Origin of the sequence: Pantoea rodasii (genome assembly GCF_002095465.1) — a bacterium.
Lineage (GTDB): Bacteria > Pseudomonadota > Gammaproteobacteria > Enterobacterales > Enterobacteriaceae > Pantoea > Pantoea rodasii.
This window is the reverse complement of the sequence record NZ_MLFP01000017.1, coordinates 77,251-92,425: the sequence shown is the minus strand read 5'-3', so window position 1 is coordinate 92,425 and position 15,175 is coordinate 77,251. Positions and strand designations below refer to the sequence as shown.

17 protein-coding genes and 1 pseudogene are annotated in these 15,175 nt (G+C 55.3%); 9 read left to right on the top strand and 9 right to left on the bottom strand.

Annotated elements, in window-relative coordinates:
- Positions 1 to 6 precede the first annotated feature (6 nt).
- Positions 7 to 1,194, bottom strand: a complete 1,188-nt coding sequence (locus HA45_RS18625; RefSeq protein ID WP_100700375.1) for a M20 metallopeptidase family protein — start codon at positions 1,192 to 1,194, stop codon at positions 7 to 9.
- 262 nt (positions 1,195 to 1,456) lie between these two features.
- Entirely contained in the window at positions 1,457 to 2,359 is a 903-nt protein-coding gene (locus HA45_RS18620) for a LysR substrate-binding domain-containing protein (RefSeq protein WP_128598992.1), read from the bottom strand.
- Between the two features lie 106 nt (positions 2,360 to 2,465).
- On the opposite strand from HA45_RS18620, the gene HA45_RS18615 reads away from it, so the two are divergent.
- The 3 genes from HA45_RS18615 to HA45_RS18610 all read left to right on the top strand — a co-directional run bounded on the left by HA45_RS18615 (position 2,466) and on the right by HA45_RS18610 (position 3,708).
- Positions 2,466 to 3,170, top strand: coding sequence for an SDR family oxidoreductase (locus HA45_RS18615; protein ID WP_100700373.1), 705 nt, complete (start codon positions 2,466 to 2,468; stop codon positions 3,168 to 3,170).
- Between the two features lie 194 nt (positions 3,171 to 3,364).
- Positions 3,365 to 3,499, top strand: a complete 135-nt coding sequence (locus HA45_RS28700) for a hypothetical protein (RefSeq protein ID WP_276308749.1) — start codon at positions 3,365 to 3,367, stop codon at positions 3,497 to 3,499.
- Positions 3,496 to 3,708 carry a hypothetical protein gene (locus HA45_RS18610; RefSeq protein WP_100700372.1) on the top strand — a complete coding sequence of 71 codons (213 nt, stop codon included), beginning with the start codon at positions 3,496 to 3,498 and terminating at the stop codon, positions 3,706 to 3,708. The genes HA45_RS28700 and HA45_RS18610 overlap by 4 nt, the downstream gene beginning before the upstream one ends.
- Here the strand turns inward: HA45_RS18610 and HA45_RS18605 are convergent.
- Entirely contained in the window at positions 3,700 to 4,482 is a 783-nt protein-coding gene (locus HA45_RS18605; RefSeq protein WP_240629179.1) for an AraC family transcriptional regulator, read from the bottom strand. The genes HA45_RS18610 and HA45_RS18605 overlap by 9 nt on opposite strands.
- Before the next feature lie 159 nt (positions 4,483 to 4,641).
- Here HA45_RS18605 and HA45_RS18600 point away from each other — a divergent pair, with 159 nt between their 5' ends.
- The 5 genes from HA45_RS18600 (at position 4,642) to HA45_RS18580 (ending at position 11,196) form a co-directional block, all read left to right on the top strand.
- Positions 4,642 to 6,741: a TonB-dependent siderophore receptor gene (locus HA45_RS18600; RefSeq protein ID WP_244563475.1), complete on the top strand. Its 2,100-nt coding sequence runs from the start codon at positions 4,642 to 4,644 to the stop codon at positions 6,739 to 6,741.
- A gap of 19 nt (positions 6,742 to 6,760) precedes the next feature.
- Positions 6,761 to 7,633: an ABC transporter substrate-binding protein gene (locus HA45_RS18595; RefSeq protein WP_100700370.1), complete on the top strand. Its 873-nt coding sequence runs from the start codon at positions 6,761 to 6,763 to the stop codon at positions 7,631 to 7,633.
- Entirely contained in the window at positions 7,630 to 8,535 is a 906-nt protein-coding gene (locus tag HA45_RS18590; protein WP_128598991.1) for an iron chelate uptake ABC transporter family permease subunit, read from the top strand. The genes HA45_RS18595 and HA45_RS18590 overlap by 4 nt, the downstream gene beginning before the upstream one ends.
- Before the next feature lie 138 nt (positions 8,536 to 8,673).
- Positions 8,674 to 9,534: an iron chelate uptake ABC transporter family permease subunit gene (locus HA45_RS18585; RefSeq protein WP_128598990.1), complete on the top strand. Its 861-nt coding sequence runs from the start codon at positions 8,674 to 8,676 to the stop codon at positions 9,532 to 9,534.
- Positions 9,535 to 9,690: 156 nt separating this feature from the next.
- Positions 9,691 to 11,196, top strand: coding sequence for a cyclic peptide export ABC transporter (locus tag HA45_RS18580; protein WP_244563474.1), 1,506 nt, complete (start codon positions 9,691 to 9,693; stop codon positions 11,194 to 11,196).
- Here HA45_RS18580 and HA45_RS18575 read toward each other — a convergent pair.
- The 6 genes and pseudogenes from HA45_RS18575 to HA45_RS28290 all read right to left on the bottom strand — a co-directional run bounded on the left by HA45_RS18575 (position 11,186) and on the right by HA45_RS28290 (position 14,477).
- A complete protein-coding gene (locus HA45_RS18575) occupies positions 11,186 to 11,881 on the bottom strand; it encodes a DJ-1/PfpI family protein (RefSeq protein WP_100700367.1) in 696 nt (231 codons plus the stop codon). The genes HA45_RS18580 and HA45_RS18575 overlap by 11 nt on opposite strands.
- Before the next feature lie 66 nt (positions 11,882 to 11,947).
- Positions 11,948 to 12,916: a magnesium/cobalt transporter CorA gene (corA, locus tag HA45_RS18570; RefSeq protein ID WP_100700395.1), complete on the bottom strand. Its 969-nt coding sequence runs from the start codon at positions 12,914 to 12,916 to the stop codon at positions 11,948 to 11,950.
- A 34-nt stretch (positions 12,917 to 12,950) separates the two neighbouring features.
- A complete protein-coding gene (locus tag HA45_RS18565) occupies positions 12,951 to 13,382 on the bottom strand; it encodes a GNAT family N-acetyltransferase (RefSeq protein ID WP_244563473.1) in 432 nt (143 codons plus the stop codon).
- 111 nt (positions 13,383 to 13,493) lie between these two features.
- Positions 13,494 to 13,814 (bottom strand): AzlD domain-containing protein, encoded by a 321-nt coding sequence (locus HA45_RS18560; RefSeq protein ID WP_100700365.1) that lies wholly within the window; start codon positions 13,812 to 13,814, stop codon positions 13,494 to 13,496.
- A pseudogene (locus HA45_RS18555) lies at positions 13,804 to 14,363 on the bottom strand (AzlC family ABC transporter permease); the annotation flags it as partial. The pseudogene HA45_RS18555 and the gene HA45_RS18560, both read right to left, overlap by 11 nt.
- A complete protein-coding gene (locus tag HA45_RS28290) occupies positions 14,265 to 14,477 on the bottom strand; it encodes an AzlC family ABC transporter permease (protein ID WP_244563472.1) in 213 nt (70 codons plus the stop codon). The pseudogene HA45_RS18555 and the gene HA45_RS28290, both read right to left, overlap by 99 nt.
- Before the next feature lie 102 nt (positions 14,478 to 14,579).
- Between HA45_RS28290 and HA45_RS18550 the strand changes: the two genes are divergently transcribed.
- Positions 14,580 to 15,134 carry a helix-turn-helix domain-containing protein gene (locus HA45_RS18550; RefSeq protein ID WP_100700363.1) on the top strand — a complete coding sequence of 185 codons (555 nt, stop codon included), beginning with the start codon at positions 14,580 to 14,582 and terminating at the stop codon, positions 15,132 to 15,134.
- The last annotated feature ends 41 nt before the right edge of the window (positions 15,135 to 15,175 follow it).

Here is a 15,175-nt window from a genome sequence, read left to right as displayed (position 1 = left end):
ATTATTTTAGGAGAGTAAATCGATGGCCAATCGGGCTAATGCCTGAGTGCCTGCATGAATACTGCGCTCGTCGGGTTGGTAATCCGAATTATGCAGATGGTCGTCACGGCCCGGCGCGCCGGATCCAATGTGGATCTGGCAGCCCGGTGCGCGTTCAGTAAACAGTGAGAAATCTTCCGCACCAAAGCTGGCGCTGGATTTAGCCACAATCGGTTTACCAAACTGGTGTGAGAGAATGGGTTCCAGCGCATCAATCAGCGCATCATCATTCATCAGCGGGGGCACGCCACGTTGATAATTCACTTCAATGCGGGTGTTTAGCGATAAGGCCACGCCGGCACAGATACGTTTAAATGCATTTTCGATATGCGCGCGGGCTTCAGGCGATTTAGCACGCACGGTACCCTGAATTAAACAGCTGTCGGAAATAATGTTGTGTGTTGAACCGCCGTGAATATGGCCAATGGTCAGCACAGCAGAATTAGCGGGATCAAGTTCGCGTGAGATGATGGTCTGCAACTGGCTGATGAGATTCACGGCCGCAATAATAGGATCGGTGCCCATATGAGGGCGCGCGGCATGGGTCGATTTACCGTGCACGACCACGTCAAATTCGTCGCTGGATGCAGTGCTCGCCCCGCGTGTCAGGGCAATTTCCCCTGCTGCCAGTTCCGGTTTGTTATGCAACGTAATCGCCAGATCCACCCCCTCCGCGACACCATCAGCGATCATCGCTTCGGCACCGCTTTCAGGCGTCTCTTCTGCCGGCTGGAAAATCAGCCGTGCGGTGCCCCGCAACTGGGTGCGATAGTGCAACAGAATCGCCGAAACACCCAGCAACGTTGCCGTATGGATGTCATGTCCACAAGCGTGCATTTTACCCGGATAAATACTGCTAAACGGCAGTCCTGTCTGTTCATGAATCGGCAGAGCGTCCATATCGGCGCGCAGCAAAACCGTTTTTCCCGGATGATCGCCCACAATATCGACCACCACACCGGTTCTGCCCACACCTGTTTTTGGCTCAAGGCCGAGGCGCAGCAACTCCTGCTCGACAATATTGGCGGTGCGAAGGGTATCGAAACCAAGTTCGGGATGCGCATGAATATCACGGCGGATGGCAATCAGGTGCGCTTCCAAGTTTTCACTTCTAGCGCTGATGTCCCTGGCTAAAACATCTTTAAGGTCGGTCATGATGGCAATGATCTTTTCAGGCGAGCGCCTGGCCTTTATGGCATTTTTATGAAGATTGACCTCGTATTTATTCACAGCCTTTAGCGGATTGCAACGCGCAATGCGCAGGGTTACTTGCTGAAATATCGTGATATTTTGCTAATCCACTGCGTTTGCAGGATAAATGCCCATGATTGCATCTTCAGTCAGTTATAACATTCATGATCTTCCCAGGATCATCAGTTTTACTGATTTTGGCATTGAACAAAAACCGTCCCTTTTTTCATTGATTTATGGCTGTTTTTACTTGTTTCAGCAACCACGCCCGCACTGCTGCGACAGCTGGATGTTCGCGCGGGCGTCGTGGTGACACCAGATACCAGCCCGCATCAACAGTCATTGATTGTGGAAAAGCGGGCACCAGACGACCGCTGGCAAGATCGTTTTGTACAAAATGCGGGCTGGTGAGGGCGATGCCCTGCCCGTTGTTCGCCGCCTCTAACGCCAGCGCGGTCTGGTTAAAACGCGAATGATGCTGATGATGTAGCGTGCTATGCGGGAAGACCAAAGCGAGAAAGGCAGGCCAAAGATGGTGCCCGTCATGCAGCATGACATAGCGCTGGCAGTGACTTTGATCCTGTGGATCGCCCAACTCAGCCAATAAATCCGGACTGACCACTGCCATGACACTTTGGCTGAACAGCAGCGTGGCATCCAGCCCAGCGCCAAACGGCGGGCGACCATAGCGCACCGCCACATCAACGCCTTCATGATGAAACTGCACCAGTCTTTCCGATGCCAGAACGCGAAGATCAATATCCGGCCATGCGGCGGTGAATGCGGGTAAGCGCGGCAACATCCAGCGGCTGGCAAAAGTCGGCGTGACGCTTAAGGTCAAACGATCCGGCTCGGGTCGCAAGGCACGTGTGGCCTCATCAATCAACTCAAACGCCTGGCGAACACTCACCGCATAGCCTGCACCCGCTCCGGTTAGCGCTAACGTCCGCGGCAGCCGTTCGAACAATTTCAGCCCGAGGCTACTTTCCAGTCCACGAATTTGCTGAGCCACCGCGCCCTGAGTCACGCCCAGCTCTTCAGCGGCGAGGCGAAAATTGAGATGACGCGTTACTGCTTCAAATACCTTCAGCGCATTGAGTGGCGGCAGCGTGGGAAATCCCTGACTCATCCTGTAGTTTTCCTATCGTCAATTGCGAATCAGACTGACTCTCTGCAGCTGAATTTAAACCCTATACTGCATTAAATCGACTTCGGAGATAAAAAGGATCTGGATTATGACAGTAGAAAAAGTAGCAGTGATTGTGGCAGGCGGCAGTGGTATGGGTGCCGCAGCAGCGGAAAAACTGGCAGCGGATGGCTATCACGTTGCGATCCTTTCCTCTTCTGGCAAAGGGGAAGCCTTAGCTGAGCGTTTAGGCGGATTGGGTATCACCGGATCAAACCAGTCAGTGGATGACTTACAAAAACTGGTTGAATCCACGATGGAACGCTGGGGTCGTGTTGATGTGCTGGTCAACAGTGCCGGTCATGGGCCGCGCGCGCCGATTCTGGAACTGAGTGATAATGACTGGCAGGTCGGTATGGAAACTTATTTCCTGAATGTGGTGCGTGCCGCGCGACTGGTCACCCCGATTATGCAAAAACAGGGCGGTGGCAGCATTATCAACATCTCATCCGCCTGGACTTTCGAGCCAACGGACATGTTCCCGACTTCAGCAGTGTTCCGCGCCGGTCTTGCCTCATTCACCAAAATTTTCGCCGACACCTACGCAGCGGATAATATTCGCATCAATAATGTGTTACCGGGCTGGATCGACAGCTTGCCTAAAAACGATGCTCGCCAGGATAGCGTACCGCTCAAGCGCTACGGCACCGCAGAAGAAGTCGCCGCCACCATCGCGTTTCTCGCCTCACCCGGCGCGGCTTACATCACCGCTCAGAATATTCGTGTTGATGGGGGAGTCACCCACAGCGTGTAAAATCGTAGTCCCCAGCCGCGTGAAATCCTATTCTGCGCGGCTGCAGGCCCCTCTCCCGCTTTTTTCCCTCGCATAAACAAGACTGGTCTCGTCGATCGCTGTTTAAGAAATAGTCAGAATGTTCCTATCCGCTGCCAGACCTTTCTGAACGCAGCCACTCAATATCCGATTAAACATTCTGACCCGAGGTTTCTATGCAAACGATTTTAGGTGCACGCATCAATGCGCTTTTCAATCCTGAACGCCACCAGATTTGGCAGTGGATGCTGGCAGGCTGTGCGTTATTTTGGATTGTGGCGGTGATTGCCGTGATGGCATTCGTTAAGTGAATGTGCCTGTAGTTGCCCGGTTAATTGCCCAGGCGACAGCGTGGCATGCGATGAAGCGCCATCGACAGATTGATCTGCAGCCAGAAGCGATTGTGAAAGCGCTCAGTTGGGCCATCAACCAGCCTGGCGAAATCGACGCTAACGAAATAACCGTGCGCCCTACTGCCAGTGGGCATGGAGGGAAAATATCTCTGGCGATTTCAGGCTGAAATTCTCAAAAAACGCTGCGGCGTTTCACCCATTAACCGACGAAACATGGAGATAAAAGCACTCGGGCTTTGGTAGCCGAGTTGGTTAGCAGTGCGCAATACCGTCTGACCTTGCGCCAATTGCACCAATGCTTCGGATAAGCGTAGCTGCTGGCGCCATTGCGTAAAGGTGATGCCAGTTTGCTCGCGGAACAAGCGCGCCAGCGTGCGCGAACTGGCACCCACCCGATGCCCCCACTCTTCCAGCGTATCGCCACTGGCAGGCGTTGCCAGTAACTGCTGGCAAATGTTCAACAGACGACGATCGCTCGGCAATGGCAGATTACACACCAATCCATCCGGCGCACGGCGGATCTCATCCAACAAAAGTGGCGAGATCAGCTCCATGCGCCCCATTTCTGGCTCTGGCTGCAACTCGATCTCAACCATTTTTTGCATTAACACCTGCAATAACGGCGAAATCACCATGCTGCGAGCCTGCGGCCAAAACGCGCGTGCCAATTTGGGATCGAGGTACAGGCTTGAGCTACGAATGTCGCTCAGCGCCGTCAGAGCATGGGGCAATGTCCCCGGCAGCCATAGCGCACGCCCGGGCGTCAAAGTCCAGGAGGCACTTTGCGTTTGCACCCGCATCACCCCTTGCAAGCAAAGCACCAGTTGCGCCACTTCATGCGCGTGCCAACGCTCCTCACGACCAGCCTGATAATGCATTTCGCGCGTGGCGAGTAATGGCAGTGCTGGCGTCATTTCCGCCGCAAGTGGTTTCTGCAACACCCTTTCACCCAATCCCGTTAAATTGCCGATTGATGTCTGCTCTGCGCTATTTGCGATTAAGAAGGTGCAAACCCGCCAGCAGGACGCTATCAAATAAGATAGTAATGATTATCATTTGTATCACTATTTGAGTCCATTGGAACATATCGGGGAAAATAAATGCCAGGTCATCGCACCTTTCAGCGCAAGCCACTGAGCGCATTGCTGCTGATGTTAATCAGCAGCGCGCCTGGCTGGGCGGCTGAGAATAATAATTCGAATAATACGCTTACCGTGACGGCGAGCAGCGTCGACAACAACGGCACTGATGCCGATAGCTGGAATCAGGTGGCGACGAAAGCAGATGCGGTGACGAAGAGCACGCGACCGATTATCGAAACACCGCAAAGTATCTCGGTGATCACCGAAGCGCAAATGGCTTCACAGGCAGCATTGAATGTGCCACAAGCACTGCGTTACAACGCGGGAATTGGTGCCGAAGGCGGCGGTGCGGATTACCGTTTTGACGACATCTATATCCGTGGTTTTGCCGCTGATGAATACCTGGATGGCCTGCGCCTGCCAACGGTAACTTACTGGTCGCGTCCGAATTACGACACATTCCTGCTGGATCGCGTTGAAGTGGTCAAAGGTCCAAGTTCAGTGACATTCGGCCAGGCGAGCCCAGGTGGCGTGATTAACCTGATAAGCAAGCGGCCGACCGCCGAACCGATCCACCAGATTTTTGTCACGACCGGCAGCCATAATCTGTTCGAAACCGGACTCGATCTCTCAGGCGCACTGGATAACGACGAACACTGGCTGGGACGCATCACCGGCACCTGGTCGCGTAATGACACGCAAGTCGATTACACCAAATACAAGCATTACGATATCGCACCCGCGCTGACCTGGCAGCCTAACGACGATACGCGCCTGACGTTGCTCGGCCAGTTCCGCAAAGATCCCTACACCGGTTTTTACAACCAGCTGCCGCTGGAAGGCAGCCTGATCAAGCTGGCGCAGGGTAACTACTCTGACAAATTCTACGGCGGCCAGCCCGGCTTTGATTACTATCGTCGTGAGCAGGCCAGTATTGGCTATGACTTTATGCACAAATTCGATGACGTCTGGAGCGTGCATCAAAACCTGCGCTACCTGCACACCAGCAGCGATTATCAGATGGTCTATCCGACCGCGACCATCACCGATGGATCGGCCACCGTAAGCCGCGACAGTATGCGGGTGATCGAGTCGTTCAATGCCTTTGATGTGGATACCAATCTGCAAGGCAATCTGGATACTGGCGCCATCAATCACGCGCTGACGCTCGGTGTCGATTTTGTGCATGACGATTTGCGACAGAACAGCGGTTATGGCAGCGCTTCCGATATCAGCTACCTCAATCCGGATTACAGTACGCCGGTGGAATCGCCGTCGATCGATTATCACAGCCGCTCGTTCATGACTCAGCAGGGCATTTACCTGCAAGACAGCATGAAGTGGAATAACTGGGTACTAAATCTGGGCGGTCGTTATGACAAAGCGCAAACCCGCAGCCAGAACTGGGTCAGCGGCACGCGCACTGAGCTGAATGATTACGCCACCACCGGCCGTGCAGGATTGCTGTATCACTTTGATAACGGCATTGCGCCTTACATCAGCTACGGCACGTCATTCCAGCCACAGGCGGGCACCTCCTTTGGCGGCGATCCGTTTAAGCCGACCAAAGGCAAACAGTCGGAGCTGGGGATTAAGTATCAGCCAACCGGCTTCAATGCGCTGTTCAGTGCGGCCCTCTACGATCTGCGCCAAACCAACGTGCTGACCGCCGATCCGGACCACGCGAACTACTCGGTGCAAACCGGCGAGATTCGTTCGCAAGGATTAGAGCTGGAAGCGAAAGCGAATATCACCTCACGCTGGCTGGTCAACGCCTCCTATGCATTGACCAATCCAAAAGTGCTGTCAGCCAATGATGATACGCAAGGTAAGCAGCCGGTGGCGATTGCCCGCCAGACTGCCGCGCTCTGGACCGAATACGCGCTTCCGGGCGTATTGGATGGCCTGACGATTGGCGGCGGCGGTCGGTACGTGGGTACCAGCTATGCCACTAGCGACAACAGCCTGAAAGTACCGGCTGCGATGATCTACGACGCGATGATGCGCTATCGCTGGAAGGATTGGCAGCTTGGTCTGAATCTGCAAAACCTGACCGATAAACAGTACATCAGCAACTGTAACGATCTGGGCTGTCACTTTGCTTACGCCGACAATTGATCGCCACGGTAAGTTATCAGTGGTAATCCGTCGTCGAACACTGATCAAGGGCGCGCTGGCAGGCGCGGCCCTTTTTTCGTTTCCGCTGCGGGCTAAAACGACGCCGCGCTGGGTGATCCTCGATTGGGGAATCACCGAAATGGCTCTGCTGTTGGGCATCACGCCGGTGGGCGTTGCCGCGCCCGATTGGTATCGCCGCCTGTTTAGCCAGCCTCCGCTCCCCGAACAGGTCGCCGACGTGGGTTTGCTGTTCCAACCCAATTACGAAACCCTGTTTGAACTGCGACCAGACGCGTTACTGGTCACGCCCGCGCACCGTATGGCCGAAGCACAACTCTCCCGTATTGCCCCGTTATCCTATTTTTCGACAAGTGGCCCCTATCCGTGGCAGCAGGCACAGCAGAATCTGTATGCGCTGGCACAGTTGGCTGACATCCGCCCACGTGCTGACGAAGTGATAACAGGTTTACTGCAACGCCTGGAGCGCGCACGACAGCAAGCCATTCGCTTTAAAGACAAACCAATCTATTTGCTGCATCCACTGGATACCCTGAATGTGCTGGCCTTGGGCGCGGGCAGTCTGTTTTTTGACGTGCTGGGATTGCTTGACCTGCCCCACCACACGCCGTTTGCGGTGGGCGCGCAAGGTTATGCCACGCTGGAACTGGAGCAGCTCACGCAGTTGCCGCCCGGTTGGCTGGTGCTGCTTCCTTCCTGGCCGGAGATTGACCTCAACCCGGTGCTGCAGTCTCCGTTGTGGCATACGCTGACGCGGCCGGATGGACATCGGCTGCTGGTGTTACCAGATGGACTTTCGACGGAAGGGGGCGTGCTCACCGCCGTGCGTTTCGCCGAAGCGCTGGTAAACGCATTTAATGAGGCAAATCCATGAGCCGCCATCCTGCCTCTTTGACACTTTTGCTTTTCACGTTAGCGCTGATGCTTTGCCTTGAGCAGCTGACGCAGCAACTGTCGTGGCGCGATGCCTGGCAAGCACTGCACAGCACCGCAATGCCCTCGCTGGCGCAACAAGTCTTCACACTGATGTGGTTGCCGCGTCAGGGCATGGCGATATTATGCGGCCTGGCATTGGGCTTTACCGGAGTGGTGATGCAACAGGCGTTGCGCAATCCGTTAGCTGAGCCGATGACGCTGGGCATTGCTTCCGGCGCAACCTTAGCCCTTTCCCTCACTACCTTAATGGTACCGGCATGGCTGCTGGTGGGTCGTGAATGGATTGCGCTAAGCGGCGCGATCGTCGCTTTTGTGCTGGTGTTTCTGCTCAGTTTACGTCAGGGATTGACTCCGCTGGCGTTAACGCTGGCAGGTATGCTGGTGAATCTGTATTGCGGCGCGGCCAATCTGCTGCTGTCGATCATCTATGATCGCTCGCTGTCCGCCGTGTTTATCTGGGGTGGCGGCTCGCTGGCACAAGAGAACGCGGATGCATTATGGTGGCTATTGCCGCGCTTGCTGATCGCTGCGTTTCCCGTGCTGCTGATTTTGCGCCCTTTGCGCCTGCTAGCATTGGATGAACGCGTTACCCGCTCAATCGGCTTACCCGCCGGGTGGGTGCGTGGCATTGCGATATTTTCTGCGTTATTGATCAGCAGCCTGGTGATCAGTGTGGTGGGCGTCATCGGTTTTATCGCGCTCGCTGCGCCACATCTGGCGGCCCTAGCTGGTGCAAAAAGCCTGCGCCAGAAGCTTCTCTGGTCACCGCTGCTGGCCGCCGGTTTGCTGTGGCTGACCGATCAGTGGGTCAGTCGTCTCAATGGCATACAAGGTTGTTGATCCTACGGGCATGATGACTGCATTGGCAGGCGCGCCGCTACTACTGTGGTTTTGCCGCGCCTGCGCCATCTCTTCCAGCCTGATGTTAACGAGCCTCAGCCTTCACCTTTTCCAACGCGACGTTTTACACGTCTGCCGGTGCTTGCTCTGTTTATTGTGATGCTGGTCGTTGCGCTCGCCTTTGCTCATGGTGTTACTGGCTGGCGCTGGAATTCCTTCACTGAGATCCAGGTGATGTTGCCATTTCGCCTGCCACGTCTGCTGGCCGCTATTGCCGCCGGTGTGTTGCTGGCGGCTGCGGGCGTTATTTTGCAACGCATCAGCCGCAATCCGATGGCCAGCCCGGAATTGCTCGGCATCGGTGCCGGCGCCTCACTCGGCATTACCGTGCAACTGTTAATCTGGCCGATGGCAGGTATGTCGGTGATGATCGCCAGTAGTGCGGCAGGTGCGCTGATCACACTGGGGATAACGTTGTGGCAGGCGCGCCACTATGCCCTCAATCCACAACGCATGCTGCTGAGCGGGCTAGCCATTACCGCACTGTTCCAGTCCGTTGCCGCGATTGTCATCAGTAATAACGGTATGCCCGCGGCCATGCTGCGCCAGCTGATGACCGGATCCACCTATTACGTCAGCACGCCTATCGCCGTGGTGGCTTTCACACTGGCGCTGCTACTGCTGGCGCTCACTCCTCTGCTGCGGCGAGCGATGTTGCTATTGCCACTGCAGGGAATTCCCTCCTCGCTTGGCCTGAACGTCACTCAATCCCGGTTATTGCTGATGCTGCTGGCCGCGGGGATGACCGGCGTTGCCACCTTAATTGTTGGGCCACTGTCGTTTATCGGCTTACTTGGCCCGCAATTGGCCCGCCAACTGGGAGCACGCAAGCCTATGGAACAGATGCTGTTCGCTGCCGTGATCGCGGCCATTTTGATGATGCTGGCTGACTGGGCCGGCAGTAATTTGCTCTATCCACGGCAGATCCTGCGGGTCTGATGGCAACGCTGATGGGTGGCCCTTGGCTGGCGCTGCTGCTGTATCGGCCGTTGAATAGCTCAAACTCATAGGAGATGAGGTGCCAATTTATCTGATGTTACTGCGCACCACTGGTGCACTGTTTTTGTCGCGCTGACTTGCAGCGTGATCGGAGGCTTGAGCAACGCGGCGCTGCTGGCATTGATCAATCAGGGATTGAGCGCCACGGATGCGCAGCGCTGGCATCTGGCGTGGCAGTTTGCTCTGCTGGCGCTGTTGATGCTCGGCACGCGCACCTTGAGTCAGACCTTGTTTATGGCCATGGGTCAGCGCAGCAAAGCCGAGTTGCGCCGCAGGCTGGTTCAGCAGGTGGCAGATGCCGGTTATGCCGACCTCGAACAGCATGGCATGCCGCGAGCCCTCAGCATTTTGACGCAGGACCTCGACCAGGTGGTGGTGTTCTTTATTGCCTTGCCGGGGTTTGTCATGTCTCTGGCGGTGATCATCGGCTGCATGGTCTATCTCGGTTATCTGTCACTGACCGTGATGGTGATTGCGCTTGTCACGGTGCTGATAGGTTCACTCGGTTATAGCGGGGTGCATCGCCGCGCTTTAAAGTTGATGCGTCAGTCGCGCCAGCGTGAAGAGGCGTTAACCGGTGAGGTGGGCGCGCTGTTCAGCGGTGCGAAAGAATTGCGCTTGCACGCACCACGTAAGCACGCTTTTCTGCATAACAAACTTTTCAGCACCATCGAACAGGTGCGCGTAGAGCGTACGCGCGGTTATGTACTGTATGCACTGGCCAACATTTGGGCCAGCGTGTTCTTTTTTACTTTTATCGGCGTGGTAATGTTTTTACTCGCCAACATGCTGGATCTGCACGGTACGGTGATGTCAGGTTTCGCGATGGTCTTTCTTTATATGATCGTGCCGATTGAGACAGCGCTCGCCGCCCTGCCCGGCTTGACACTAACGCAGGTTGCGCTCAAACGCATTCAAGCCATGCAGCAACAGCTGCCACCCGAGCGCACAGCATTTGACACGCCGCCGCTCAGTTTTCATCAGCTGGAACTGTGCAACGTCACCTATCAGCATGAGGCTTTTCAACTCGGACCTGTTTCATTGCAGTTCCGACCCGGTGAACTGGTGTATCTGACGGGCGGAAACGGCAGCGGCAAAACCACGCTGGCGCGATTGCTAACCGGCTTATATCAGGCGGATAGCGGCCAACTGCTGCTTGACGGTGAAGAGATCAACGAGACAAACCGCGCCCGTTATCGCCAGCTGTTCTCAGCTGTATTTAATGACTTTCATTTGTTTGAGGATTTGCAGGGTATCGACAGCACACGCTGGAATGACGAGGCAAACGCCCTGCTGGATGCTTTGCAATTAACCCGTAAAGTGACACTGGTGGAGGGCGCATTCTCAACGCTTGCACTCTCCACCGGACAGCGCAAGCGACTCGCGTTGCTGGTGGCGTGGCTCGAAGACCGACCGTTTTATCTGTTTGATGAATGGGCGGCCGATCAGGATCCCGCGTTTCGCGAGGTGTTTTACCACCAATTGCTCCCCGCACTGAAAGCGCGAGGCAAAACCGTTCTGGTGATCACCCATGACGACCGCTATTTCCACCTCGCCGATCGCTGCTTAAAGCTGGAGCTGGGGCAGTTAGTTAGCGCTTAAGCCTGGCAGCGGCAGCTTCTGTGGCCGCGCGGCGGCGAGCAATAAAGTCATGCATCTGATGTTGCGCCTGTGCCAATCGTTCCGGCGAGGCGCTGCGTGGTGAACCTGAATGAAACGGCGGCGCGGGATCGTACTCCATCTGCAGCTGAATGTTTTCTGCTACGTCACGGCCAAACAGTTCTTCTGCCACGGTGAGCGCGAAATCGATACCCGACGTGACACCCGCGCCGGTTATCCGATTACGATCGCGCACCACTCGTTCAGCCACCGGCGTTGCGCCCAACAGGCTGAGCTGATCCAGCGATCCCCAATGCGAAGTGGCACGATATCCCTGCAACAATCCAGCGGCCCCCAGCACCAGTGAACCGGTACAGACCGATGTCACCCATTGGGCTTGTTCGGCTTTTTGCCGCACAAAATTCAGTGTTTCTTCATCCTCCATCAGCGCGATTTGTCCCGGGCCACCGGGAATGCAAATCAGGTCGAGGGGTGGGCACTCGGAAAAAGTTGTGGTCGGTACGATGGCTAAACCGCGGTCGGACATCACCGGTTGCCGGTCTTTCCAGATGAGATAATTGTTCACGCCGGGCATGCGGGCAAACACTTCCCACGGGCCGGTGAGATCAAGTTGAGTGAGATGAGGAAACAGCAGCAGACCAATGTTGAACGGCGAAGAGACGGCCATGATAGGCTCCGATTAGGGGTCAGAACGGTATCATGGCCAATTTTCGGGATGCCACGCAACAAGCCTTTACAGCCAGCCCGCCTTTTTCAGCCGGGACCACATCAACCCACAGATCATCAGCGTGACGGCCAGCACAATCGGATAGCCAAAGTGGGTTTTCAATTCAGGCATATCAGAGAAGTTCATGCCATACATACTGAAAACGATGGTAGGCACAATCAGCACCGCACCCCAACCGGCGAGTTTTTTATTCACTTCGCTCTGCTGTACCGACACCAGCGCCAGATTAACCTGCATCGCGCTGGTCAACATCTCGCGCATGTCTTCGGCATCGATCATCACGTGATGGGCGTGATCCTGCACGTCTCGCAGATAGGCACGCAGGTTTTTTGGAATGATGTCCTCATGAAAACGCGCCAGCTGGGCGCAGATTTCAGTGACCGGCATGGCGGCATTGCGCAGCGCCAACAGCTCACGTCGCAGATGATAAACATTCTCCAGCGTTTGGCTGTCAAAGCGCGTGGTAAACATACCGTCTTCCAAATCGCCAATGCGTTCGCTGAGTGACTCGGTGATTTTACTATAGGTATCGACTATAAAATCGAGGATGCAGTAAAACGCATAACCCGGCCCCTGGCATAACATGGTGTGGTTTTTTTCTGCCTTGGCGCGAATGCCCGCATAGCCCTCTGATGAACCGTGACGAACGGTGATCAGGAAATTTTTTCCGAGGAAAAAGTGAGTTTCACCAAAGCTGATGCGCTGTAGATCGTCCAGATGCGCGGTCTTCACCACGATAAATACGGATTCACCATACTGCTCAATTTTTGGACGCTGATGTGCCACCAGCGCGTCCTCAATGGCCAACTCATGCAGACCGAATTCCTCTTGAAGCGTTTGCATAAAAGCGGGTTCAGGTTGATTCAATCCTAACCAGATAAAGGCCTTATCTTCTTTCAGTACTTCACTGATGTCAGCGACATCGACATGCTCTTCACGTTTGCCGTGGCGATAGGCCACACAATTAATCACCATTTTGGCGCTGTCCATGTTGTTTTCACTCTTCTAATCATAGCGCCAGCATCATTTCGATGCAGGGGAGATCGGCCTTGGCTAGGGCGGAGGGATACAAAGCCTCGCGCACGGTGCTAAAACCGTGGCGCAGATAAAAACCACTGGCGTTGGGTGTGGCCGCCAATGTCAGTTGTTTAAAACCACGTTGGCGCGCATCAGCAACGATCGCCGTCATAATGGCGCTGGCGTAGCCTTTGCCGTTGCAGGTTGGCAGGGTGAAAATGGCCTCGACACTGGCGTTTTTTAGATCAAGGAAACCCGTGGCCGCTGCGCCGTATTCAGGATCGTCGATGACAAAGAACGGATTGCCCTTAATCGCTTCAAAGTAACCCGACGGCAAAGCATCGGGCGTCCATGCGGTAATCACGTCAGGGGGATAAACCGACTGGCAACCGTGGCGAATCGCGAGATTGCGAATACGCCACAAGTCGGCAGCTTCATGGGGCGAGCTAAACGCGGTGTCATAGATTCTTCTCTGTGCGATAAGTCCAATGCCACACAGTAGCAAAACCTATTCGCCGCGTTTGTTAATTTTGGCTCAGGGTACGCCGAAAAAACGTAACAATGCGGTCATCGCTGCCGCACCGATAATCACCAGAATCAACGGCGCACGGCGCCACGCAAGGAACACCGCGAACAGCACGCCGACAATACGCGCCACGCCTGCAAAATGGCTGCCTTCAAACAGTGCGGTGGTGACTGCAACTGCTAACAGCAATACCGTGGCCGCATCCGAGAGCATGTTGCGCACCGATTCCGACATCTGAATGCGGCTTCCGAGGCGGTAACCGGCAAAGCGCATCGCATATGTGCCGACGGCGAGAACAGCGATGCCGGCGATCACGAGGTTAGTCTGCATTTTTACGCTCCCGCCAGCTCAACAAGCCCAGCAATGAGAACAAGACCGGTATGCCCGCAGGCACAAACGGCGTGGCGATCACTGATAACACGGTGCCAAGTGTGGCAGGAATGCGCGTGCGTCGTTGGCGCAGTGCAGGGAAAATAAGCGCAATCAGGATCGCGGGAAATACGGCATCCAGACCGATCGCGGAGACATCCGGAATAAAACGGCCGATAAACGCTCCGCACACCACGCTAAGTGGCCAGACGGTAAAAATGCCCAATCCACAAACCCAATAAGCAGCGCACCGCTGGGCGTGTTGCTTTTGGGAAATGCCAAATACCACGCTTTCGTCATTCATAATGTGGCAACCCAACAGGCTGCGACCACCCTGCCCGACCAGGTCTTTTACCGCGATGCCAAAGGGTAAGTGACGGGCATTCACCAGCAAACCGGCGGCCGCAGCGGTCAGCGGACTACCACCCCCGCCACAATCCCGATAAACAGAAATTCCGAGGCGCCTGCCAGTACCAGCGTCGACAGCGCGATTGGCACCCATAGCGGGAAGCCATCCGACGCCGCCAGCGAGCCGTACGACAGCCCGACGATACCATCAGCCAGACAGACCAATAAAATCGCTTTTAACACACTGCGATTAAGCGGTATTGCACCCAGACGCATCACAATTTTCTCTCATATCGAACAGGAAAGCCGTTATAATGAACGCACCTGATTTGTTTTACAAGACGAACAAATCGTTCGATATAAAGAACGGGAGTAACTGTGACGCCACCGATTGCTATTATCTCTGCTGGCTTAGTCCGCGAACGTCAGCGTGCCGGACTTTCGCTGACAGAAGTCGCCCGCCGCGCCGGTATCGCTAAATCCACGCTATCTCAGCTGGAAGCAGGCAACGGCAATCCCAGCCTTGAGACGTTATGGTCACTGTGCGTGGCGCTGAATATTCCCTTTGCACGTCTGATGGAGCCGGAAGTGAAGCGACTGCAGGTGATCCGTCGTGGCGAAGGCATGATGGTGTCGGCTGAACTGGCCGATTATCAGGCTGCACTGCTGGCAAGTTGCCCGCCCGGCGGTCGGCGCGATTTGTATCTGATAACCAGCCAACCGGGCGCACCGCGCGCTTCACATCCGCATCCGCCGGGGTCGGTTGAGCACATTATCATTGCGCGTGGACGCGCATTGGTCGGCCCAACTGATGCGCCGGTTGAACTGCATCCCGGTGACTACATTTGCTATCCCGCTGACGAACCGCACATCTTCCAGGCATTGGAAGCCGACACCATGGCCGTGCAGTTATCGGAGCAGAACTCGTCATAACAATTTCCTATATTCAAACCCGATGATCGGCGCGCCTGCCA